Annotated in this window: 18 protein-coding genes; 6 read left to right on the forward strand and 12 right to left on the reverse strand. The window is 67.6% G+C overall.

Translation table 11 applies throughout. The annotated features are described in order from the left end of the window. Nucleotides 1–113 precede the first annotated feature (113 nt). Nucleotides 114–1010, reverse strand: a complete 897-nt coding sequence (locus tag HR9077_RS12495) for a carbon-nitrogen hydrolase family protein (RefSeq protein WP_136067333.1) — start codon at nucleotides 1008–1010, stop codon at nucleotides 114–116. After that, on the reverse strand, nucleotides 1007–1615 hold the full coding sequence (locus HR9077_RS12500) for a GNAT family N-acetyltransferase (RefSeq protein ID WP_136067334.1): 609 nt from the start codon (nucleotides 1613–1615) through the stop codon (nucleotides 1007–1009). Before HR9077_RS12500 ends, HR9077_RS12495 begins: the two co-directional genes overlap by 4 nt. A gap of 235 nt (nucleotides 1616–1850) precedes the next feature. Here HR9077_RS12500 and HR9077_RS12505 point away from each other — a divergent pair, with 235 nt between their 5' ends. After that, on the forward strand, nucleotides 1851–3368 hold the full coding sequence (locus HR9077_RS12505; RefSeq protein ID WP_136067335.1) for an acetyl-CoA hydrolase/transferase family protein: 1518 nt from the start codon (nucleotides 1851–1853) through the stop codon (nucleotides 3366–3368). A gap of 90 nt (nucleotides 3369–3458) precedes the next feature. After that, the gene (locus HR9077_RS12510) at nucleotides 3459–4541 is read left to right on the forward strand and encodes a zinc-binding metallopeptidase family protein (protein ID WP_136067336.1); all 1083 of its coding nucleotides are present in this window, start codon (nucleotides 3459–3461) and stop codon (nucleotides 4539–4541) included. Between the two features lie 28 nt (nucleotides 4542–4569). Here HR9077_RS12510 and HR9077_RS12515 read toward each other — a convergent pair whose 3' ends face one another. Then, complete coding sequence (locus tag HR9077_RS12515) at nucleotides 4570–5571, reverse strand: alpha-E domain-containing protein (protein ID WP_136067337.1); 1002 nt, start codon at nucleotides 5569–5571, stop codon at nucleotides 4570–4572. A gap of 5 nt (nucleotides 5572–5576) precedes the next feature. After that, nucleotides 5577–7031 (reverse strand): circularly permuted type 2 ATP-grasp protein, encoded by a 1455-nt coding sequence (locus HR9077_RS12520; protein ID WP_136067338.1) that lies wholly within the window; start codon nucleotides 7029–7031, stop codon nucleotides 5577–5579. A 232-nt stretch (nucleotides 7032–7263) separates the two neighbouring features. Here HR9077_RS12520 and HR9077_RS12525 point away from each other — a divergent pair, with 232 nt between their 5' ends. The 3 genes from HR9077_RS12525 to HR9077_RS12535 all read left to right on the forward strand — a co-directional run bounded on the left by HR9077_RS12525 (nucleotide 7264) and on the right by HR9077_RS12535 (nucleotide 14378). Beyond that, nucleotides 7264–10602 (forward strand): transglutaminase family protein, encoded by a 3339-nt coding sequence (locus HR9077_RS12525; protein ID WP_136067339.1) that lies wholly within the window; start codon nucleotides 7264–7266, stop codon nucleotides 10600–10602. A 135-nt stretch (nucleotides 10603–10737) separates the two neighbouring features. Further along, nucleotides 10738–13437 (forward strand): circularly permuted type 2 ATP-grasp protein, encoded by a 2700-nt coding sequence (locus HR9077_RS12530; RefSeq protein ID WP_136067340.1) that lies wholly within the window; start codon nucleotides 10738–10740, stop codon nucleotides 13435–13437. Then, the gene (locus tag HR9077_RS12535; protein WP_136067341.1) at nucleotides 13434–14378 is read left to right on the forward strand and encodes a transglutaminase family protein; all 945 of its coding nucleotides are present in this window, start codon (nucleotides 13434–13436) and stop codon (nucleotides 14376–14378) included. The genes HR9077_RS12530 and HR9077_RS12535 overlap by 4 nt, the downstream gene beginning before the upstream one ends. Before the next feature lie 10 nt (nucleotides 14379–14388). On the opposite strand, the gene HR9077_RS12540 is transcribed toward HR9077_RS12535, so the two are convergent. Next, the gene (locus tag HR9077_RS12540) at nucleotides 14389–15630 is read right to left on the reverse strand and encodes a benzoate/H(+) symporter BenE family transporter (RefSeq protein ID WP_136067342.1); all 1242 of its coding nucleotides are present in this window, start codon (nucleotides 15628–15630) and stop codon (nucleotides 14389–14391) included. Nucleotides 15631–15749: 119 nt separating this feature from the next. Here HR9077_RS12540 and HR9077_RS12545 point away from each other — a divergent pair, with 119 nt between their 5' ends. Then, the gene (locus tag HR9077_RS12545) at nucleotides 15750–16310 is read left to right on the forward strand and encodes a helix-turn-helix domain-containing protein (protein ID WP_136067343.1); all 561 of its coding nucleotides are present in this window, start codon (nucleotides 15750–15752) and stop codon (nucleotides 16308–16310) included. 13 nt (nucleotides 16311–16323) lie between these two features. Here HR9077_RS12545 and HR9077_RS12550 read toward each other — a convergent pair whose 3' ends face one another. From HR9077_RS12550 to HR9077_RS12580, 7 genes are all read right to left on the reverse strand, one after another. Then, nucleotides 16324–17205 carry an N-acetylmuramoyl-L-alanine amidase gene (locus tag HR9077_RS12550; RefSeq protein WP_136067344.1) on the reverse strand — a complete coding sequence of 294 codons (882 nt, stop codon included), beginning with the start codon at nucleotides 17203–17205 and terminating at the stop codon, nucleotides 16324–16326. A gap of 4 nt (nucleotides 17206–17209) precedes the next feature. Then, a complete protein-coding gene (locus tag HR9077_RS12555) occupies nucleotides 17210–17953 on the reverse strand; it encodes a DUF3307 domain-containing protein (protein WP_244613192.1) in 744 nt (247 codons plus the stop codon). Then, complete coding sequence (locus tag HR9077_RS12560) at nucleotides 17950–18585, reverse strand: hypothetical protein (RefSeq protein WP_136067345.1); 636 nt, start codon at nucleotides 18583–18585, stop codon at nucleotides 17950–17952. Before HR9077_RS12560 ends, HR9077_RS12555 begins: the two co-directional genes overlap by 4 nt. A gap of 234 nt (nucleotides 18586–18819) precedes the next feature. Then, entirely contained in the window at nucleotides 18820–19995 is a 1176-nt protein-coding gene (locus tag HR9077_RS12565; protein ID WP_136067346.1) for a vWA domain-containing protein, read from the reverse strand. A 3-nt stretch (nucleotides 19996–19998) separates the two neighbouring features. Then, the gene (locus tag HR9077_RS12570; RefSeq protein ID WP_136067347.1) at nucleotides 19999–20853 is read right to left on the reverse strand and encodes an AAA family ATPase; all 855 of its coding nucleotides are present in this window, start codon (nucleotides 20851–20853) and stop codon (nucleotides 19999–20001) included. 77 nt (nucleotides 20854–20930) lie between these two features. After that, on the reverse strand, nucleotides 20931–21857 hold the full coding sequence (locus HR9077_RS12575) for a GGDEF domain-containing protein (protein ID WP_136067348.1): 927 nt from the start codon (nucleotides 21855–21857) through the stop codon (nucleotides 20931–20933). Nucleotides 21858–22129: 272 nt separating this feature from the next. After that, on the reverse strand, nucleotides 22130–22801 hold a 672-nt coding region (locus HR9077_RS12580), incomplete at its 5' end, for an ABC transporter ATP-binding protein (protein ID WP_136067349.1).

Consider the following 22801-nt stretch of genomic DNA (forward strand, 5'->3'; position numbering starts at 1 on the left):
GGGTCCGGCGTTTCCTTCATGTAAAGAGTCGTGGGCGGGGCGATAGAGAGCCATTCGCCGCATTGTACGGTCAAGCCGGGGGCGCGGCAAAAGCCCGTGGGACGGGCACTGTCTCAGCGCATGGCTATCTCGACGGGCGGGGTCTGCAACTGCATCGGCTGGCGTTGCCAGTCGGCGAAGTTGTCGACCTGGCCGGTGTCGCGCAGCGCGGCGATGGCCTCGAGGTCGAGGCGGGCGAATTGCCAGCCCGGCGTGGCATCGTTGGCCATGGTCAGCACGCCGTTGGGCGGCAGGCCATGGTCGCAGGGCGTGTAGACGGCGGCCCGGCCGATGTTGATGTCCACCGCCGGCGACCACAGCGCCTCGCCGACGGTCGGCGAATGGACCACCGCCACCTGCTGTTCGATGGCGCGCGCCTGGGACGACCAGCGCACCCGATGATAGCCGGCGTCGGTATCGGTGCAACTGGGCACCAGCAGCAGCTCGGCGCCGGCCTCGACCAGCGCCCGGGCGAACAGCGGGAACTCGCTGTCGTAGCAGATCAAGACCCCGAGTCGCCCCGCGGGGGTATCGAACAGCTTGAGCCCGTCACCGCTCTCGATGCCCCAGGGCCCGCGCTCGAAGCGGGTCATGATCTGCTTGTCCTGCCAGGCGGCATGGCCGGGGGCAAGCAGCCAGGCGCGGTTGACGAAGCGCCCGTCATCGGTCCGCCACGGCATCGAGGGTGCCAGCAGGGTGACCCGGTAGCGTTCGACCAGCGCCTGCCAGGTGGCGATCGCCTCGTCGCGCAATGGCTGCAGGGCGTGCAGTTGGGCATGCAGGTCGTCGCGGGTCGCTTCGGGCAGCAGCGAGGCGAGTTCCATGCCGCCGTATTCGGGCAACACCAGCAGCCCGGCCCCGTGATTGACGGCATTCTGCACCCAGCGTTCGGCCTTGATGCGGAATTCGTCGAAATCGCGCAGGGCATCGATCGGGTACTGGGCGGTGGCGACGTCGATCGTGCGGGTCATGCCGGCTCCTGGTCCTCGAGTTCGCGCAGCCAGAATACCATGGTTTTCCCGGTCTCCCGGTCGGCGCCGACGTCCTTCCAGGCGAAGGACGTGGTCAACTCCGGGCGGCGGCGGTAGCCGCGTGCGCTCCAGAAGCCGTGCAGCGGTTGGTAGTCGGCGGGCCTGGCCGGGTGATCCGGCTCGCGCTCGACGGCGCAGAAGGCGACTCGGGCAAATCCCCGTCGACGGGCGTGGTCCTCGCGCTCGGCCATGAAGGCCTTGCCGATGCCGCGTCCCCGGTAGTCCGGCAATAGTACCGACTCGCCGTAATAGAAAACCGATCGGGGATCGATGCCGGCCCCTTCGAAGGGTTGGCGAAAGGGCTCGCATTCGGCCGCGAGCGGCATGCCGGTGGCGGCGCCCACCAGAGCGTCGCCGTCGAAGGCCAGCACGAACAGGCTGTCCGGGCACTCGGCGTAGCGCGACAGGTAATCGGCCTCGTAGGCGAGATCGCCATCGTAGAGGTAGGGGAAATCGCGGAAGACACGGATGCGCAGGCGCGCGAGCGCCTCGAGATGGGGGGCGACGTCGCCGCCCTGGCATGACATCAGCGTGGTATCGACCATGCTCGGCTCTCCTGAAATGATCGGGCGAACGGTATCAGGGGCACCGGGGATCGCCAATGATGACCGGCCCGGGTGGCGTCGGCGGACCGGCAGGTGGCGCATTCCTAATACCAAGGTCTTACGACCAAGGTGTTGGCGTGCCCCTCGTTAGCATGCAATGCTCTTTCGCTGCGATTGTCGACACGACCCGTCGAACCTTCCTTCATCATTGCCTTCATTGCCGGAGAAGCCTGTCATGACCGTCAACAATATCGGGGCCCGTTGCCGTCTGCCCGGCTGGGAATCACTCGAGCGCAGCGCCGAGGAGGCCGCCGCCCTGATCGACAACGGCATGACGGTCGGCATGAGCGGTTTTACCCGCGCCGGTGAGGCCAAGGCCGTGCCCAGGGCGCTGGCCGAGCGCGCACGGCGGGACCCGCTGTCGATCACCCTGATGACCGGCGCGTCGTTGGGCAACGATCTCGACAAGCTGCTGACCGAGGCTCACGTGCTTACCCGGCGCATGCCGTTCCAGGTCGATGCCACGCTGCGTCGGGCGATCAACGCCGGCGAGGTGATGTTCATCGATCAGCACCTGTCCGAGACCGTCGAGCTGCTGCGCAATCACCAGCTCAAGGACATGGACGTGGCGGTGGTCGAGGCGGCGGCGATCACCGAGGAGGGCGGCATCGTGCCGACGACCTCGGTGGGCAATTCGGCCAGCTACGCGATCCTCGCCAAGCGCGTGATCGTCGAGCTCAACCTGTCGGCGCCGGCCGAACTCGAGGGGCTGCACGACATCTACATTCCCCAGATGCGGCCCAATCGCACGCCGATTCCGGTGGTGGCGCCTGATTCGCGGATCGGCACGCCCCACATTCCGGTCGATCCGGCCAAGATCGCCGCCATCGTGGTGACCGACGGCCGCGACAGTCCTTCTTCCGTGCTGCCGCCGGATGGCGAAACCCAGCGCATCGCCGACCACCTGATGGCGTTCTTCACCGCCGAGGTGGAGGCCGGGCGTCTGACCCGCTCGCTGCTTCCCCTTCAGGCAGGGATCGGCACCATGGCCAATGCGGTGATGAGCGGTCTGGCCAATAGCGCCTTCGAGCATCTGACGATGTATTCCGAGGTGCTTCAGGATTCCACCTTCGATCTGTTCGATGCCGGCAAGCTCGATTATGCCTCCGGCTGCTCGATCACCCTTTCCGAGTCGCGAGGCGACGCGGTATGGGGCAATATCGACAAGTACCGCGATCGCCTGATTCTGCGCCCGCAGGAGCTGTCCAACCATCCCGGCATCGTGCGCCGACTGGGAGTGATCGCCATCAACACGGCGCTCGAGGCGGATATCTACGGCAACGTCAATTCCACCCATGTGTGTGGCACGCGGATGATGAACGGCATCGGTGGCTCGGGGGATTTCGCCCGCAACGCCCAACTGTCGGTGTTCATCACCAAGTCGCTGGCCAAGGGTGGTGACGTGTCGAGCCTGGTGCCGTTCGTCAGCCATGTCGATCATACCGAGCATGACGTCGACGTCCTGGTGACCGAGCACGGGCTGGCGGACCTGCGAGGGCTGGCCCCCCGCGAACGGGCGCCGCTGATCATCGAGCACTGCGCCGACCCGGCCTACCGGCCGGCGCTGAGACGCTACTTCGAGGCCGCCCGTCGGCGCGGCGGCCAGACGCCGCACTGCCTGGAACAGGCGCTCGGCTGGCACGTGGCCATGGAGCGTGACGGTCACATGCGCAGCCTGCGCGACGACGGCTGAACCGCGTCGGTTCGAGCCGGTTGCCAGTTTCCCCGCGAGCGGCTATTCAGAGAGAGCGATGGACTGCGCTCACGTTCGGGAGAACACGGCATGCGAACCTATTCCTGTACCTGCGGAACCCGGTTGTTCTTCGACAACAGCCAATGCCTGAATTGCCAGCGCGAGGTCGGCTGGTGCCCGGCCTGTGCGCGGATCGCGGCGCTCGAGCCGCTCGTCGAGGGCGGCTTTCGCTGCACCAATGAAGAGTGCGGCAGCGAACTGCTCAAGTGCCTCAACTATGCCGAGCATGGGGTCTGCAATCGCATGGTGCCGAGCGAGGCCGGCGGCGAGGCGCAGTCGCTGTGCGACTGCTGTCGCTACAACGAGATCGTCCCCGACCTGTCGGTGCCCGGGCATCGCGAACGCTGGGCGGCGCTGGAGGGGGCCAAGCGCCGGTTGTTCTATACCCTGGATCTGCTGGGGCTGCCCCACGGCACTGCCGACGAGGGATTCGAGCCGCCGCTGTCATTCTCGTTCATGGCCGATGCGCTGCCCGACGCCGGGCTATGGCGCAGCACTGCCGGCACCGACAAGGTCTACACCGGTCATGCTGCCGGGCATATCACCATCAACGTCAGGGAGGCCGACGACGTCGAGCGGGAACGCCTACGCATCGACATGAACGAGTCGCATCGCACCCTGATCGGCCATTTCCGGCACGAGATCGGCCACTATTACTGGGACCTGCTGATCAAGTCGCGCGACGAGGAGGGCAGTCGCCGGGTGTTCGGCGATCACGATTCACCGACCTATGGCGAGGCACTGGAGCGCTACTACGAAGTCGGGCCGCCCGATGATTGGCGCCGGCAGTTCATTTCGGCCTATGCCACCATGCACCCTTGGGAGGACTTCGCCGAAACCTTCGCCTTCTACCTGGACCTGGTCTCGGTGCTGGATACCGCCCATCACCTGGGTCTGACCGGAGTCGATCATGACGACAGCCTGCCGACCCTGCTGGCGGCCTTCCATCAGGTCGGGCTGGCACTCAACGAACTCAACCGCGACATGGGGTTGATCGATTTCATGCCCCACGTGATCTCGCCGGCGGTACTCGACAAGCTGGAGTACGTGCACCGGCTGTTGCGACGCGCCGATCGCCCGCCGGTCCCTGCGTCGACGCCGGCGACGCGCTGAGCGACTCGTCCGGGGTGGGCGACGGCGTTCAGTCCTCGTCGTCCTCCTCGGCGATCGTCGCCTCGCCGCCATGGAGCAGGCCGCGGGGGGTGTCCTCCAGGCGCGCGAAATAGGTGGTGACGATGGCCTCGTGAAGGGTATTGAAGCCGATCTGCAACTCGTCGATGAAGGCGTGCAACTCATCGGTGGAGCGCGCCAGCGCCTGCATGTCGGCCTCGAGCACGTCGGCGCGCACCAATGCCGCTGCCGCCAGGGCGCGGTCGTGACGGGGCAGCGACTGCAGCTCCCAGGCCAACGCCTCGAGACTGCGCGCCACGGCCCGCGGGAAGTGCTGGTTCTGCAACAGAAAGCGCAGCACGTCGGGGCCGCGTACCCGCAAACGCACCTGTTGCCGATACATCTGGTAGCCGGTCAGCGACTTGAGCACGCTCATCCACTGCAGGTGCTCGAAGGGGCGCAGCTCTTCGGGGTCCTTGGGCAGCAGATTGCCCGAACGCACGTCGAGGATGCGGGTGGTCATGTCGGCGCGCTCGAGATGTCGGCCGAGCTCGATGAAGGTCTTCGCCGACAGGTGGCTCAGCGTGCCCTCGATCACCCCGGTCAGCGTCTGGCAACCGCGGATCACGCGTTTCAGGAAGGCGTCGCGACGGCGTGGCGTCAGGCCGCTCTCGGCCTGGTCGCGCACCTCCAGGTAGAGCTCGTTGATCAGCTCCCAGATCTCGCGGGAGACGACATCGCGGGTGGTGCGCAGGTTCTCGCGGGCGCCGGCCAGCGAGGAGAGGATCGACCCCGGATTGTCGGGCTCGACGCACAGGAAATGCACGACGTTCTTCTCGCTGCGCCTGTCGTATTTCTTGTCGAACAGTTCGTCGCCGCCGGTGATGTCGATCAGCGTCGACCAGCCCAGGGCCGTCTGATGGGGCAGGTCGAGCAGCAGATGGCTGTTGACGCTGACCAGCCGGGCGGTGTCTTCGGCGCGTTCGATATAGCGCGCCATCCAGTAGAGGTTCTCGGCCACTCTCGACAGCATGACGCTTACTCCCCGTCGGTCTCGACGATCCAGGTATCCTTGCTGCCCCCGCCCTGCGAGGAGTTCACCACCAGCGAATCCTTGACCAGCGCGACCCGCGTCAACCCCCCGGTGGTCACTTGAATGTCGGTCCCGGAAAGGATGAACGGGCGCAGGTCGACGTGTCGGGCCTCGGTGCCGCCGTCGCACAGGGTCGGCGCGGTGGACAGGTCGAGCGTCGGCTGGGCCATGTAGTTGCGCGGGTCGGCCTTGATCCGTTCGGCGAACTCGGCACGCTGGCCGGGCGTGGCGCGCGGTCCGATCAGCATGCCGTAGCCGCCGGACTCGTTGGCCGGCTTGACCACCAGCTCGTCGAGGTGCTCGAGCACGTACTTGCGGTCCTCCTCGAACATGCACAGATAGCTGGGCACGTTGGGCAGGATCGGCTTCTGGTCCAGGTAGTACTCGATGATCCTGGGCACGAAGGCGTAGACGACCTTGTCGTCGGCGACCCCGGCGCCCGGGGCGTTGGCCAGCGCCACCTTGCCCGAGCGCCAGGCGCGCATCAGCCCCGCTACGCCCAGCGTCGAGTCGGGGTTGAAGACCTCCGGGTCGAGGAACAGATCGTCGATGCGCCGGTAGATCACATCGACCCGGGTCAGTCCCTCGATGGTGCGCATGTAGACGATATCGTCGTCATCGACCACCAGGTCGGAGCCCTGGACCAGTTCGACGCCCATCTGCTGGGCCAGATAGGCGTGCTCGTAGTAGGCCGAGTTGTAGATCCCCGGGGTCAGCACCACCACCCGCGGTTCGTCGTAGGGGCGTGGCGACAGGCTGGCCAGCATGTCGTAGAGCTGCGCGCAGTAGTCGTCCACCGGCAGGATGCGTCCGGTGGCGAAGACCTCGGGCAGCACGCGCTTGGTGACGTTGCGGTTCTCGAGCATGTACGAGACCCCGGAGGGTACCCGCAGGTTGTCCTCCAGCACGTAGAGCGTGCCGTCACCGTCGCGCACCAGGTCGGAGCCGCAGATATGCGCCCAGACGTGGTGGGGCGGGTCGATGCCGCGACACTGCGGCCGGAAGTTCACCGACTGGGCGAGCACTTCGGCGGGCAGCACCCTGTCCTTGATGATGCGCTGGTCGTGGTAGAGATCGTCGATGAACAGGTTGAGCGCCTCGACGCGCTGCTTGAGTCCGGCCTCGGTGCGCCGCCACTCGTCGGCGGGAATGATCCGCGGGACGATGTCGAACGGCCAGGCGCGGTCGATCATGCTGCCTTCGGAATACACCGTGAAGGTGATGCCCATGGTCTGGATGGCGATCTCGGCGGCGGCCTTGCGTTCGGCGAGATCCTGCGGGCTGAAGCCGGCGAGTATGCCGCAGAGATCCCGGGCGGCCGGCCGCGGTTGCCCGGGTGCCGCGAGCAGCTCGTCGTAGAAATCCGTGCAGCGGTAGCCTTGCCAATCGATGAGACTCATGGGCGTTACCTTGCCTGGGAGGTCACCGGCGCACCGGTGACGACACTGTCCATGGGCCGTCCCGCACGGGGTCGCGGAGCGGTGCGCTTTCCTCAGGCTATACCAGTTCTTCGGCTCCCGCCTGCGGGCAAGCGTTGACCGGTCGGGTTGCAGTTGTGCTAGACGCGTCCACGGCCGATAGTGAATGGCATTGGCCGTTCGGCCGGCACTCGTTCAGCGTTTGGGGTCCGATATGACGATTCGCGTCGCCTTGCAGCACCATACGAGCTACCGCTTCGACCGCCCGGTGAATCTCTCGCCGCACCTGATTCGCTTGCGGCCGGCGCCGCATTGTCGAACGCCGATCGAGGCCTATTCGCTGAAGATCGACGGCGAACCGCACTTTCTCAACTGGCAGCAGGACCCGTTCGGCAATTTCATCGCCCGGGTGGTGTTCTCCGAAAAGCTCACCCGGCTGGCGGTCGACGTCGAACTGATCGCGCCAATGACGGTGATCAACCCGTTCGACTTCTTCATCGAGAGCTACGCCGAGCATTTCCCCTTCGATTATTCCGCAGCGCTTGCCAAGGAGCTGGCGCCGTATCTCGAGGTTCGCGAGGCGGGTCCGTTGCTGCGCGACTGGCTGCATGGGTGGCGACAGGAAGCGCCGAGCGCGCCCCGGGCGATGGTCGACTTCCTGGTCGCCATCAATCAGCGCCTGCAGCAGGATATCGGTTACCTGGTACGCCTGGAGCCGGGCATACAGAGCTGCGAGACGACGCTGGACAAGGCCAGCGGCTCGTGTCGCGACAGCGCCTGGCTGCTGGTGCAGATATTCCGTCATCTGGGCCTGGCGGCGCGTTTCGTCTCCGGCTATCTCGTCCAGCTGGCCGCCGACGTCAAGGCGCTCGACGGACCCTCGGGTACCGAGGTCGACTTCACCGACCTGCACGCCTGGACCGAGGTGTTCATCCCCGGCGCCGGCTGGGTGGGGCTCGACCCCACCTCGGGGCTGTTCGCCGGCGAGGGCCACATTCCCCTGGCGGCGACGCCCGAACCGTCGAGCGCCGCGCCGATCAGCGGCCTGAGCGACGAGTGCGAGGTCGAGTTCGACTTCGCCATGCGCGTCGAGCGCATCCACGAGGACCCGCGTGTCACCCGACCCTACAGCGAGACCCAGTGGGCGGCGATCAACGCGCTGGGGGAGCGGGTCGACGAACGGCTGGCGAAGGGCGACGTACGCCTGACGCTGGGTGGCGAGCCGACCTTCGTGTCGATCGACGACATGGACGCCGCCGAGTGGAACACCGCGGCGCTCGGCCCGACCAAGCGCGTGCTGGCCGGCGACCTGCTCAAGCGCCTGCGCGAGTGCTTCGCCGAGGGCGGGCTGCTGCACACTCATCAGGGCAAGTGGTACCCCGGCGAATCGCTGCCACGCTGGGCGCTGGCCTGCTACTGGCGGCGTGACGGCGTACCGCTGTGGCGCGACGAGGCACTGCTCGCCGACGACCGTCATCCGGGGCGCTACGGTGTCGATCGGGCGCGGCGCTTCGCCGAGGCACTGGCCGAGCGTCTCGGCGTCGCCAAGCAACGCCTGATCCCCGCCTACGAGGATGCCTATTACTATCTGTGGCGCGAGCGCACCCTGCCGGTCAATGTCGACCCCCGTGCCTACCGGCTCGACGATGACGAGGAGCGCCGCCGGCTGGGCCGGCTGCTCGAGCGCGGGCTCGGCGAGATCACTGGCTTCGCGCTGCCGCTGCGTCACGCTCTCGACAGGCCCCACGCCTGGGAGAGCGGCGAATGGCCGCTCAAGCGCGATTACCTTTACCTGGTGCCCGGCGACTCGCCGATGGGCCTGCGCCTGCCGCTGTCGGCGCTGCCCTGGGAGGCGCGCCCCGACCGGCCCCAGCCGCAATCCCTGTTCGAGTTTCGCGACAACCTGGGCGATGTGCACAGCGAAGTGACGCGCCGCTACAGCGATCTGCGCGCCCCGGGGGCCGACGCGACTCGTGGGTTGCATCGTCAGGCGCCCGACCAGGACTGGCAGGAGCAGCCGCTGGCCGAGGGCGACCGCGACGAGCCGACGATCCACACCAGCCTGTGCGTCGAGCCCCGCGACGGCCGGCTGCACGTCTTCCTGCCGCCGATGACCCACCTCGAGCACTACCTGGACCTGATCGCCAGCGTCGAGGATACCGCCGCCGCGCTTGCCACGCCGGTGATCGTCGAGGGCTACCCGCCGCCATCCGACCCACGCCTGGCCAAGTTCCTGATCACCCCGGATCCGGGGGTGATCGAGGTCAACATCATGCCCGCCGAGGACTGGCCCTCGCTGGTCGCCAATACCGAAACGCTCTACGAACAGGCGCGGCTGACCCGGCTGGGCACCGAGAAGTTCATGCTCGACGGCCGGCATACCGGCACCGGCGGCGGCAACCACGTCACCCTGGGTGGTGCCACGCCGGCGGACTCGCCGTTCTTGCGGCGCCCGGACCTGCTGGGCAGCCTGCTCACCTACTGGCAGCATCACCCCAGCCTGTCGTACCTGTTCTCGGGACTGTTCCTGGGGCCGACCAGTCAGGCGCCGCGCGTCGACGAAGCGCGCCACGAGGCACTCTATGAACTCGAGATCGCGCTGGCGCAGATCCCCGAGGGCGAGGTGGCGCAGCCGTGGCTGATCGACCGGCTGCTGCGCCACCTGCTTACCGATATCACCGGCAACACCCATCGTGCCGAGTTCTGCATCGACAAGCTCTACTCGCCGGACAGCGACACCGGGCGGCTGGGGCTACTGGAACTGCGCGCCTTCGAGATGCCGCCCCACGCACGCATGAGCCTGATGCAGATGCTGTTGATCCGCGCCCTTGTCGCGCGCTGCTGGGAGCGTCCGTACCGCGGCAAGCTGGTGCGCTGGGGCACGGCGTTGCACGATCGCTGGCTGTTGCCGCACTGCCTGTGGAACGATCTCGAGGATGTGGTCGACGATCTGCGCCGGCATGGCTTCGACTTCGAGCTCGACTGGTTCGCACCGTTTCTCGAGTTCCGCTTCCCGGTCCATGGCCGGGTCAGCCATCGCGACGTACGACTCGAGCTGCGCCAGGCCATCGAGCCCTGGCACGTGCTCGGCGAGGAGAGCGCCGGGGGCGGCACGGCACGCTACGTCGATTCCTCGGTGGAACGCGTTCAGGTCAAGGTCAACGGATTGAGCGGCGATCGCTACGTCGTCACCTGCAACGGCCGGCGCGTGCCGCTGACCCCGACCGGGCGGGTCGGCGAGGCGGTGGCCGGGGTGCGTTTTCGCGCCTGGCAGCCTCCCTCGGCGCTGCACCCGCGGATCGGCGTGCACGCACCGCTGACGTTCGACATCGTCGACACCTGGAACCAGCGCTCGGCGGGCGGTTGCATCTATCACGTCGCCCATCCGGGCGGGCGCAACTACGAGACCTTCCCGGTCAACGCCAACGAGGCCGAGGCGCGGCGGCTGGCGCGTTTCACGGCGCAGGGGCACAGTCAGTCCGCAATGCAGCCGGCGCTGGAAGCGCCGAGCCTGGAGCTGCCCATGACCCTCGACCTGCGGCGCCCGGGCTGAGCGATGCCGGCAGGGCCGGTCTCGCCGGCAGGCCGGCGGATTTCCGGGAGCGGCAGGTCGTGTTAGTGGCCGTTAACCGTCATATGGCGGCCTACAGGGGCGCAGATCGACGTATTGCCCCGCTCGGAACGCGCTATGATGCACGCTGAAACTCCCTCACCCATGGGCATGCCCACCATGTTGGTCCCCGACGTTCCGGAATCGCTGCGCGACACGTCATCCGCCGCGCAGACGCAAGGCAGCCGCTCGCTCGACGCACTGCTGGCAGGCTATGCCGTGGGCGACTCCACGCGCCACGACATGCTGTTCGATGCGGATGGCGAGTTGCGTTCGCACTGGCGCGAGCTGCTCGAGGAGCTCGCCGCGCTGGGCGAGCAGGGGCTGGCCGAGCGTACCGACGAGGTCCAGCGACTGCTCTACGAGAACGGCGTCACCTTCAACGTGCATGACGACATGCGCGGGCGGCTGCGCACCTGGCGCGTCGACCCCTTGCCGCTGGTGATCCCGACCGCGCAGTGGGCCGAACTCGAGGCCGGCTTGACACAGCGCAGCCGCCTGCTCGATGCCTTGCTGGCCGACATCTACGGCCCGCGGCGGCTGATCGAGGAGGGCTATCTGCCCCCCGAGCTGATCTACGAGCATCCCGGTTTCCTGTTCGCCTGCGACCACAGCTACGGCCAGAGCGAGGCGCGCCGTGCCGGGCTGGTCTTCCACGGCGTGGACCTGGTGCTCGACGACCGGGGCCAGTGGCGGGTGGTAGGCGATCGCCTGCAGGCACCGTCGGGGGCCGGCTACGCGCTGGAAAACCGCATCATCCTCGCCCGGGCGATGCCCACGCTCTACCGCGAGGCACCGTTGCGCCGGCTGGCGAGCTTTCTCGAGGCCGAGCATCGCACCCTGGCCGCGCTGTCCACCCTGCACCGCGAGCAGCCCAACGTGGTCCTGCTGACCCCGGGGCCCGATAGTGACGGCTATTTCGAGCACGCCTACCTCGCCAACTACATGAACCTGTCGCTGGTCGAGAGCCTCGACCTGGTGGTCCGCGACAGCCGGGTCTGGATGCGCACGCTGGGCGGGCTCAAGCCGGTCGACGTGATCCTGCGACGGCTCGAGGATGCCTGGTGCGACCCGCTCGAGCTGCGCGCCGATTCGCTGATCGGCGTGCCGGGGCTGGTCCAGGCCGCGCGCAGCGGCGGGGTGGCCCTGGCCAACCCGCTGGGCGTCAGCGTGCTCGAGCACCCCGGTCTCGCTCCCTACCTGGCGACGCTCTGCGAGCGTCTGCTCGACGAGCCGCTGATTCTGGAACCGCCGCAAAGCTGGTGGTGTGGCGACCCGCAGTCGCTCGACACGGTGCTCGACGACTTCGAGCACCTGACGATCCGCGACATCGACCCCGGCGCGCGCTGGATTCGCGCCGCGGAACTCAGCGAAGCCGAGCTCGACCTGTTGCGCCAGCGGGTGGAGGCGCGGCCCAGTCGCTATGTCGCCCAGCGTCCGTTGCGTTCGGCGACCGCGCCGGTCTACGACGACGCCAGCGGCCGCTTCGTGCCGCGCCCGCTCAACCTGCGCGCCTTCGTCACCGCCGAGGCCGAGGCGCCGACCGGGCCGGGGAAATCCGAGCGGAGTGGCTGGTGCTATCGGGCGATGCCCGGCGGGCTGGCCTGGGCCGGGGCGCCGGGAACCCCCTCGCTGGACAGCGACGTGGTCAAGGACGTCTGGGTGCTGGCCGACAAGCCGCAGCCCCACGTCAGCCTATTGCGCCAGGCCTCGGGGCCGATCGTCGTCACCCGCGACGGCAACGACCTGCCGAGCCGGGTCGCCGATAGCCTGTTCTGGCTGGGCCGCTACGGCGAACGCCTCGACGTTCGCGCACGCTTGCTGCGCGAAGGGCTGCTGCGGCTGCTCGAGCAGGATCAGTCGGAATACGCCGACATCACCATGGCCGACCTGTTCGAGGTGCTGACCCTGGAGTGGCCCGATGGCGATCCCGACGCGCTGGCGGACGAATCCGTCGCCGGCGGTCCCTCGCTCGGCGGACGCTTTCACGACCTGCGCGCGGCCCTGCTGACGCTGCTCGACGACGACACCCGCCAGGGCCTGCCGGCGTATTTCCAGCAGATGCTGCGCAACTCGCGGGCGGTGCGCGACCATCTCGGCGACGACGCCTGGCGGGTGCTCAACCAGCTGCGCCGCCAGATCAACGCCATGCCGAGGGTGCCCTCGGCGAGCGCCGGACGGCGCGCCTGCGAGGAGGTGGTCAATCAGCTGGCGGCGTTCTTCGGCCTGTGCAACGAGACCATGCCGCATCATTACGGCTGGCGCTTCATGGACATCGGCCGCTACATCGAGCGGGTGCTGCGTACCCTCGAGCTGCTGCGCCTGGCGCTGCTCGACGCCCGCGAGCCCGGCGTCGCGCTTTGGGAGGTGGTGCTGGCGACCACCGACAACGTCACCGCCTACCGGCGCCGCTATCGCAGCGAGCTGCACCCCACGGCGATTCTAGACCTGCTGCTGTTCGACGAGGGCAACCCGCGCTCGGTGGGCTACATGCTCAAGCGCCTGGGCCGCCAGATCGAGCGCCTGCCGCAACCCGATTCGGCGCCGTATCGCAGCCGCGAGCAGCGTCTGATCGTTCAGGCCTCGAGCACCTTGCAGCTCGCCGACATCGATGTGCTTGCCGATGTGCATGCCTCCGAACGTGCCCGCGAGGCGCTGGCGGTGCTGTTCGATGCCTTGCTCGATCCGCTGGAACAGCTCTCTGACGCCATCGGCCACAGCCACTTCAGCCACGCCGAGACGCCCAAGCAACTGATCAAGATGCAGGTGCAGCCGTGATCTACCAATTGCGCCACACCACCCGCTACAGCTACAGCGCGCCGGTCACGCTGTGCCACAACGAGGCGCGCATGCTGCCCCGCGAGCTGCCCTGGCAGCGCTGCGAGGCGTCGCGTATCGAGATCCTGCCGCACCCGGCGGTGTGCAGCGAGCGCCAGGACTTCTTCGGCAACCGGATTCTGTACTTCGCCATACAGGACATTCATCAGGCGCTCGAGGTCAGCGTGCGCACCCGCCTCGAGACCCGGCCGCGGCCGGCCCTGCCGATCAGGCTGCCCGGCGACTGGCAGGGCTGTCGCGATACGCTGGCCAGCGCCGCCGAGAAGAGCTGCCTGCAGGCGCGGCTGTATCGCCTCGACTCGCCCTTCGTGCGGCGCCATGCGCGGCTCGCCGACTACGCCGCGGTAAGCTTCACCCCGGGGCGTTCGCTGCTCGAGGCGGCCCAGGATCTCAACCGGCGCATCTTCGATGAATTCACCTACGACCCGAGCTTCACCACGCTGGCCACGCCCTTGCTCGAGGTGCTCGAAAAGCGTCGTGGCGTCTGCCAGGACTTCGCCCATCTGGCGATCGGCTGCCTGCGCTCGGTCGGCCTCGCGGCGCGCTATGTCAGCGGTTATCTGGAGACCTTTCCGGCACCCGGCCAGCCCAAGCTGATCGGCGCCGATGCCTCGCACGCCTGGCTCGCGGTCTTCCTGCCGGGCTGGGGCTGGCTGGAACTCGACCCGACCAACGGCAGCCTGCCCGCCGAGCAGCACATCGTGGTCGGCTGGGGGCGCGACTACGCCGACGTGCCGCCGCTGAGCGGCGTGATGAGCGGCGGTGGCGACCACAGCCTCGACGTCGCGGTGGATGTGATTCCCGAACCCCCGGCGAACTCGCCGGGGCGAGCGCAACACCCGCCCGGGACCCCGTTGGAGCCGTCGTCCCGCCCGGCTTGAGCCCGGCCGTTCAGTCGGCGGTTGCCTCGTCTCGCCGTTCGCTCCGCGCCGCCGATGAGCGCTGCGACACGCCACCGGGCGCCGGTCCGGGCGGGCGTAACCCCAGCGTGATCAGCCCGCCGATCAGGCCCCAGAAGGCCGCTCCGATGCCCAGCAGTTTCAGCCCCGAGGCGGTGATCAGGAAAGTGACCGCCGCGGCCTCGCGTTGCCGCGGATCGGCGAGGGCATTGTGCAGGCTGGTGGCGATGGTCGAGAGCAGGGCGAGGCCGGCGACGGTAACGATCAACGCGTTCGGCAGGGCGTTGAACAGCGTACCGATCGAACCGCCGAACGCCCCGGCAAGCAGATAGAAGCCGCCGGCCGCGGCGGCCGCCACGTAACGTCGCTGAGGGTCGGGATGCGCTTCGGGGCCCATGCAGATGGCGGCGGTGATCGCCGCCAGGCACACCGAGAAACCGCCGAACGGCGCCAGCACGAGCGTCGCCAGCCCGGTCCAGGCGATCAGCGGCGATATCGGCGTACGGTAGCCCGCGGCGCGTAGCGTGGCGACACCCGGGGCATTCTGCGAGGCCATGCTGACGACGAACAGCGGAATCCCCACCCCGATCAGCGACGACCACGAGAAGCTCGGCACGATCAAGCTCGGCGCGGTGAACACCAGCGCCGTGCGCTCGGCCTCGATGCCGCCCTGCAGCCAGGCCACGGCCAGCCCCACCGCGAGCACCAGAAGGATCGTGTAGCGCGGCAGCCAGCGCTTGCCGATCAGGTAGCTTGTGCACATCGCCGCGACGAGGGTGAAATCGGCCTCCAGGGCAGCGAAGGCATCGATGCCGAACTGCAGCAGCACGCCGGCGAGCATGGCCGCGGCGACCGCCTGGGGAATGCGCTCCATCAACCGCGCGAAGAGCCCGGTCACCCCGCACAGCAGCACCAGCAGCGCCGAGAACAGGAATACCCCGATCGCCTCGTTGAGCCCGACTCCCGGCAGGCTGGTGGCAAGCAGCGCCGCGCCCGGCGTCGACCAGGCGGTGAGTACCGGCTCGCGGTAATGCAGCGATAGCCCCAACGAGGTGACGCCCATGCCCAGCCCCAGCATGCTCAACCAGGCGCCGATCTGCAGCGGGCCGGCGCCGGCCGCCTCGGCGGCCTGGAAGATGATCACCGCCGAGCTGGTATAGCCGACCAGCACGGCGACGAAGCCGGCGACCAGCGCCGAGGGGGACAGGTCGTGCATCACTGAGCGGCGGGGCATGAGCGTCTCCGGATCGGTTGTGCGTTATAACGCACGTTGCGCACACGTTAGCACCGCGGCCTTTGGCGTACAATTGCTCGCACGTCCGTATTCCAGCACGTATTCCAGGTAGCCCAGCCATGTCGACCGATCCCCGCACGCACATCCCTGCCACCCTCAGGCATCTGCGCCAGTCGAGGGGCTGGAGTCTCGAGCGCTGCGCCGACGCGACCGCGGTCAGCAAGGCCATGCTCGGCCAGATCGAGCGCGGCGAGTCGAGCCCCACCGTGGCCACGCTATGGAAGATCGCCAGCGGTTTCGGGGTATCGTTCTCGGTGTTCTTCGGGGAAGCGACCGGGGCCGACAGTCACGTGCCTGATGGTGCCGGGGAGGATGCCCACTGGCAGGATGCCGCCGGCATGGGCCTGGACGTGCTGATACCCTTCGATGCCGCGCTCGGCTGCGAGATGTTCGCCGTCACCCTGGCACCCGGTGCGATGAGCGCCTCGGCGCCGCACGCCAGCGGGGTCATCGAGCACGTCATCGCCCTGGACGACGGGGTCGAGATCGCCGTCGACGGCCGGTGGCACAGCCTGGCGGCGGGGCAGGCACGGCGCTTCGCCGCCGACCGTCCGCATGCCTATCGCAACCGCCGCTTGCAGCCGGTGCGCTTCCACGATCTGGTTCATTACCCGCGTTGAAGTGGGCCGGGGGTCATTCCAGGCGTAACCGTTCGAGCGACGTCGGGCGGTACCTGGCCAGCAGCGCCCACAGGATCGCCGCGCTTTCGGCGTCGGGATTGCCGTCGTAACGGGCCGGGCGGAAGTGCATCTGGAAGGCGCGCAGCGCCGCGCGGGTCTGGCCGTCGAGTTCGCCGCTTGCGATCACCGGGTAGCCGTAGGCGGCCAGCGCCCGCTGCCATTGGCCGAGCGTCGGCGGCTGCCCTTCGAAGCGTACCCGGTAGGCGGCGACACTCGCCGGATCCGGCCAGGCACCGATACCGGCGCGATGCAGCCGCGCCCAGGGAAAGCGAGGGCCGGGGTCGATCTTGCGCTGCGGGGCGATGTCGGCGTGGGCGACGACATTCGTCGGGTCGATGGCGTAGCGTTCGACGATATCCCGGGCGACGGCGACCACGGCATCGATCTGAACCGCTGGAAAGCGGTCCCAGCGCATGCCTTGGGCGGTGTCGAGGGGGCCGTGATTGACGATCTCGATGCCGATCGAGGTGTCGTTGAGGTTGCTGCGGTTGCGCCAGGCGCTGGCGCCGGCGTGCCAGGCGCGACGCGACTCGTCGACCAGCTGGTAGATTCGCGGTGCGGCGTGGCCATCCCCGGGGTGGCGGGGGATCAGGTAGTGGACGCTGACGTGGGGTCCGGTCAGGGTCTTCAGCGATCGCGCGTCGCCGCTGTCGGTGTAGTGCAGCACCAGATGACGGATCCGTGAACTCTGTGCCGGTGCGGTATGGCGCCGGTCGACCTGGTAGCCGGTCCGTTCTTCGATTCCCGGCGTCGTGCCGCAGGCCGCCAGCAGCGCGCTCGCTGCCAGCAGAGCCAGCGCCGGCCACGGCGAAGGGGGGCGGATGAGTCGTGGCATGGCGTTACATGACCGCCAGTGCGCGGCGAATCAGGATGCCCAGGCACAGCGTCAGGGCGAAGCTCAGCATGGTGCCCAGCAATACGTACTCGGTCAGCTTGCGGTCGCGGTCCTCGCGCAACTCGCCGAAGCGCAGCACCGACTTGGCGGCGAGCAGGAAGCCGATCGGCACCAACTGATCGGCGAGCACGAAGGTCAGCACCAGAAAGCGCTCAAGCATGCCGATACGCGCGCCGGCGTCGGCTAGCATGCCGCTGGTGTCGACCTGGCGGCTCCAGCGCTGCATGATCAGCGCGATCAGGATCGAGGTGGGGCGCAATACCAGCAGATAGCCGAGGGCCACCAGCAAGGGCGCCGGTTGCAGCAACCAGCCGCCGAGGCCGACCAGCCAGACGGGCGATTCGATCAGCAGTGCCCAGACCACCAGCAGCACGCCAATGTGCAGTGCCTGGTCGAGCAGGAAGTAGCGCGCCCGCGGCGGCGCGTAACTCTTGGCGATATCGATCGCCAGATGCGTCACGGCGATCACCATGGCGGCGAGTCCGGCCGGCAGGAGCGGTTGCGCGCCGACCAGCAGCGCGGCCAGCGCCAGCAGGCCGTGCAGGCCGGAATGCAGGTAGACGGCCGGCGACAGGTGGTGCCGGCTTTCCTTGCTGCGCACCCAGGCCTGGCTCTGGAGCAGGAAATCGCCGGCCAGATGGGCGAGCAGCAGCAACAGCAGCAGCGACAGGCCGTTCGAGTCCATCATGCCTCCCTCAGGCGTTGACCGACGTGGGTCAGGTAATCGCGGATCAGCGGCCAGCGGGCGGCCACCAGACGGCGATTGATGGTCGGCTGGGTACGTTCCAGGCGTCTTGCCAGGGCTTGCTGCGATTCGTCGTGCAGCAGGCTGTGATAGGCCACCTCGGCAGAATAGCGCGACCAGTGGCTGAGGATGTCGTCGGCGAAACGCGTCAGCAGCGCGAGCTCCTCGTCGAGTTGCGGCGTGCCGGTCACCACCACCAGTCGCTGGGAGGTCTCGCTCAGGGCGTCCAGTCGCCGCCCCGAACGCACGAAGGCCTCGCCCTCGGCCTCGGCGAAATGCGCCGCGTCCGGCACCTCGCCGCCGCCTATGGCGACCGCGATACGGGCGTCCCACGTCACCTGGCGCGAGGGCGATCGCTGGATGAGTGCCGCGCGCAGCAGTACCGCAGCGGTCACGCCGTAGCCCGGTTCACTGACGGCCACCTGGAAGCCATCGCCGCGATAGCGGTCGCTACGGGCCGCGAAACGTCCTTCGATCAGCGCCAGCGCATCGTCCAGCGTGCGGCTCAAGTTCGGCTTGTCGTCGACCTGCTGTGAGCCGACGATGTCGCCGGTCAGGACCGCGATGTTGTTCATGATGTTGCACCTGCCATTTTATAGCCTTTATTAGCTATAAGTAGAGATAATAGCCTAAAAAAGCTATTATTTTATAGCCTAAAAAGGCTATAAAGCTTATATATAGTCTACAAGGGCTATAAAACAAGCCGAATCATCGAAAGCTCTCTTTTGCTGTAATTATATACAGTATCGTGGCGAGTCCAAGCGTCATCCCCGGGTTGGCTGTAGCAAAATGTAAGCCGCACCGGGCGCTCACTGGACCAGCGCGCGGGTGGCCGCTTCCAGACCTTGCAGGGTCAGGGGATACATGCGCTCGCCGATCAGTTGCCGGATCAGCCGGTTCGAGTGGGTCAGCTCCCAGGTGCGCGGCGGCATGGGGTTGAGCCAGGCCAGATGGTCGAACTTGGTCGCCAGGCGCTGCAGCCAGACGCCGCCGGGCTCGTCGTTGAAATGCTCGACACTGCCGCCGGGATGGCTTATCTCGTAGGGCGACATGGCGGCGTCGCCGACGATGATCAGCTTGTAGTCGTCGCCGAAGGTACGCAGCAGCTCGAAGGTGGACAGGCGCTCGTCGCGGCGTCGGTTGTCGCGCCATAGCCCTTCATAGATGCAATTGTGGAAGTAGAGGTGCTCGAGGTGCTTGAACTCGCTGCGACACGCCGAGAACAGCTCCTCGCAGGTGTGCACGTGGTCGTCCATCGAGCCGCCGACGTCGAGCAGCAGCAGGACCTTGACGGCGTTGTGGCGTTCGGGGCGCATCCGTACATTGAGAAGGCCTGCGTCGCGGGCGGTGGCATCGATGGTTGCGTCGATGTCGAACTCCTCGCCGGCGCCGCTGCGCGCGAAGTGGCGCAGGCGGCGCAGCGCCAGCTTGATGTTGCGGGTGCCCAGCTCGCGGCTATCGTCGTAATCGCGAAAACGACGCTCGTCCCAGACTTTCACGGCGCGGCGCTGGCGCGAGCCATCCTGGCCGATGCGCATGCCCTCGGGGTTGTAGCCGTAGGCGCCGAAGGGGCTGGTGCCACCGGTACCGATCCACTTGTTGCCGCCGGCATGGCGCTCACGCTGCTCGGCGTAGCGCTGCTTGAAGGTCTCGATCAGCTGCTCGAGACCGCCGAGCGATTCGATCCGGGCCTTCTCCTCGGCGGACAGCGAACGTTCGAACTCGCGGCGCAGCCAATCGTCGGGGATCAGCGCATCGATCGCCGCGTCGAGGTTCTCGATGCCCTCGAACCAGGCGGCGAAGGCGCGATCGAAGCGATCGTAGTGACGCTCGTCCTTGACCAGGGTCAGCCGGGCGAGGCGATAGAAGGCTTCGCTGTCGGCGAACGCCACGCCGCGCTCGACGCCGGCGTGCAGGTCGAGCAGCTCGCGCAGGGTTACCGGCACGTCATGGCGGCGCAACGTTTCGAACAGACCCAGAAACATGCGCTAGCGCCTCGTCGTCTGTTGGCGGCGGACCATGAACGCCAGTCGCTCGAGCAGGCCGGTGTCCTGTTCGTTCTTGACCAGTGCGCCGGCCAGCGGCGGCAGCGCCTCGGCCGGGTCGCGGGCGTACAGCGCCTCGCGGGCGAGCTCGTCGGCCATCAGCAGCTTGAGCCAGTCGACCAGCTCCGAGGTCGAGGGTTTCTTCCTGATGCCCGGGACGTCGCGAATATCGAAGAACACGTCCAGCGCCTGGGCTACCAGCCGCGACTCGATGTCGGGAAAGTGCACGGCGACGATCCGTTGCAGGGTCTCGTGGTCGGGGAAATCGATGTAGTGGAAGAAGCAGCGTCGCAGAAAGGCGTCGGGCAGTTCCTTCTCGTTGTTCGAGGTGATGACGATGATCGGTCGGTGCCGTGCCCGCACGGTGTGGTCGGTCTCGTAGACGTAGAACTCCATGCGATCGAGTTCCTGCAGCAGGTCGTTGGGAAACTCGATGTCCGCCTTGTCGATCTCGTCGATCAGCAGCACGGCGCGCTCGTCGGCGTCGAAGGCCTCCCACAGCTTACCGGGCCTGATGTAGTTACTGACGTCGTCGACGCCCTCGATGCCCAGCTGCGAGTCGCGCAGCCGGCTGACCGCGTCGTACTCGTAGAGGCCCTGCTGGGCCTTGGTGGTGGACTTGACATGCCAGGTAATCAGGCGGCTGCCCAGCGCGCCGGCCAGTTCCTCGGCGAGCAGGGTCTTGCCGGTACCGGGTTCGCCCTTGATCAACAGGGGCCGTTCGAGCGTGACGGCGGCATCCACCGCCAGGCGCAGGGCGTCGCTGGCGACGTAGGTGTCGGTGCCTTGGAAAGCCATGAAGGTCTCGTTCCTGGATATGATCAAACGAGTGTACGAACGGCGATCGATGGCGGCAACCGCGCGGTCGCCTGGCTTCAGGCTGGGGGGCTGGTGGTTACGGGCTCGTCACGAGGCTCGCCGACCAGGTTGCTGACCGTGCGGTTGCGACCCTGGGCCTTGCACTGATAGAGCGCCGCATCGGCGCAGACCAGCAGGTTGTCCAGCTCGATCGGGGTGCCCGGTGCGGCGGTGGCCACGCCGATGCTGACGGTGACCACTTCGGCGGTGGGCGAGGTCTCATGGGGGACGCCGACCGCCTGGAGCATGCCGCGCATGGCTTCGGCCAGGCGGGTGGCTTCGTCGAGGTCGATGTCGAGCAGCACCACCAGGAACTCCTCGCCGCCGAGGCGAACCACGATATCGGTCTCGCGCCGGAAGATGTCGCGCAGCACGTTGGCGATCTCGATCAGGCAGGCATCGCCGGCAGGGTGGCCGTAGCGGTCGTTGTACTGCTTGAAATGATCGACATCGATCATCAGCGCCGACAGCGGGGACATGCGCCGGCGGCTCAATGGCAGGGCGATCTCGAGGCGCTGTTCGAGCAGGCGGCGGTTGCCGAGTCCGGTGAGCGGATCGTTGAGGGTCTGCTCGAGCAGTTGCTGGTTCTTCTCGCGCAGGCTGAACAGCAGCGCCTCGATCTCGCGGGTCAGGAAGGCGATGTCGTCGTTGCGCACGAGCAGCGAGGCGGGCGGAGCCGTGGGCTGGCCGTCATGCTGGTTCCTGACGTAGTCGACCAGGCGATGAAGCGGCTGAATGTACTGACGCCGAATCAGCCAGTTGGCGGTCAGGATGAAACCCAGCAACAGAACCGCCAGCAGGGCGATGCGGTGGTCGGCGACGCTATCGCCAAGGTTCAGGGAGTCGGCCCGGGCGAGCAGCCACAAGGCCGAGCCGACCACCATGAACAAGCCGCATAACGTGGTCAACAGGCGTAGCAGGGTACTGTGACGGCGCAATCGCATGGGCCTGCTTCGTAGGTCAGGCACGCCGTGCGGCAAGCCTGTCGATGAGTTTCAGCGCGTATTCCACGAGCGAATCGGGCAGCCTGCCGCGCCAGGTCGTCAGCGATGACCGGCGGGGCGGTGGTCGCGGTACCGCTGGGCTGTTCGGCAAGCCGTTGCCTGACGCCTGTCTTGCAAAGGCGCTTGGTCAAGCGACTCCTTACTTTACTTAATCGGCTGCGTTGACGTGAACTTGAGCCAGAACACGCAGGAGCGCGGTCGTGTCGGGGGCCTCATCGGTCGAGGTCGAACTGCAGGCCGGCCAGGTGACGGTAGAGTGGGTTGCCGGCCAGCAACTCGGCGTGCGTGCCGGCGCCGACCAGGCGACCCCGGTCGAAGACCAGCAGGCGATCGGCGGCGATCACCGTGGCCAGCCGATGGGCGACGACCAGCGTGGTGCGCCCGACCATCAGCCGGTCGAGCGCTTCCTGAACGAGCCGCTCGCTCTCGGCGTCCAGCGCGCTGGTTGCCTCGTCGAGCAGCAGCACCGCGGGGTCGCGCAGCAGCGCACGGGCGATGGCCAGGCGCTGGCGCTGGCCGCCGGACAGCTGAACGCCGCCCGGGCCCAGGTAGCTGTCGAAACCCACCGGCAGCGCCGCGATGAAATCCAGGGCGTTGGCATCGCGTGCCGCCTGGCGCACGGCGTCGTCGTCGGCCTCGGGCATCCCGTAGCGGATGTTGTCGGCGGCGCTGCCACTGAACAGGATCGGTTCCTGGGCGACCAGGCCGATGACACCGCGCAAGGCTGCCGGGTCGAGTTCGCGCAGGTCGATGCCGTCGAGCATCAGACGCCCGGCCTGCGGATCGTGGAAGCGCAGCAACAGCTGCAGCAGGGTGCTCTTGCCGGCTCCCGACGGGCCGACCAGGGCGATGCGTTCGCCGGGGCGGATGGTGATGTCCAGGTC

It is taken from the genome of Modicisalibacter radicis (assembly GCF_900961225.1).
In the GTDB taxonomy this organism is placed as follows: Bacteria; Pseudomonadota; Gammaproteobacteria; order Pseudomonadales; family Halomonadaceae; genus Modicisalibacter.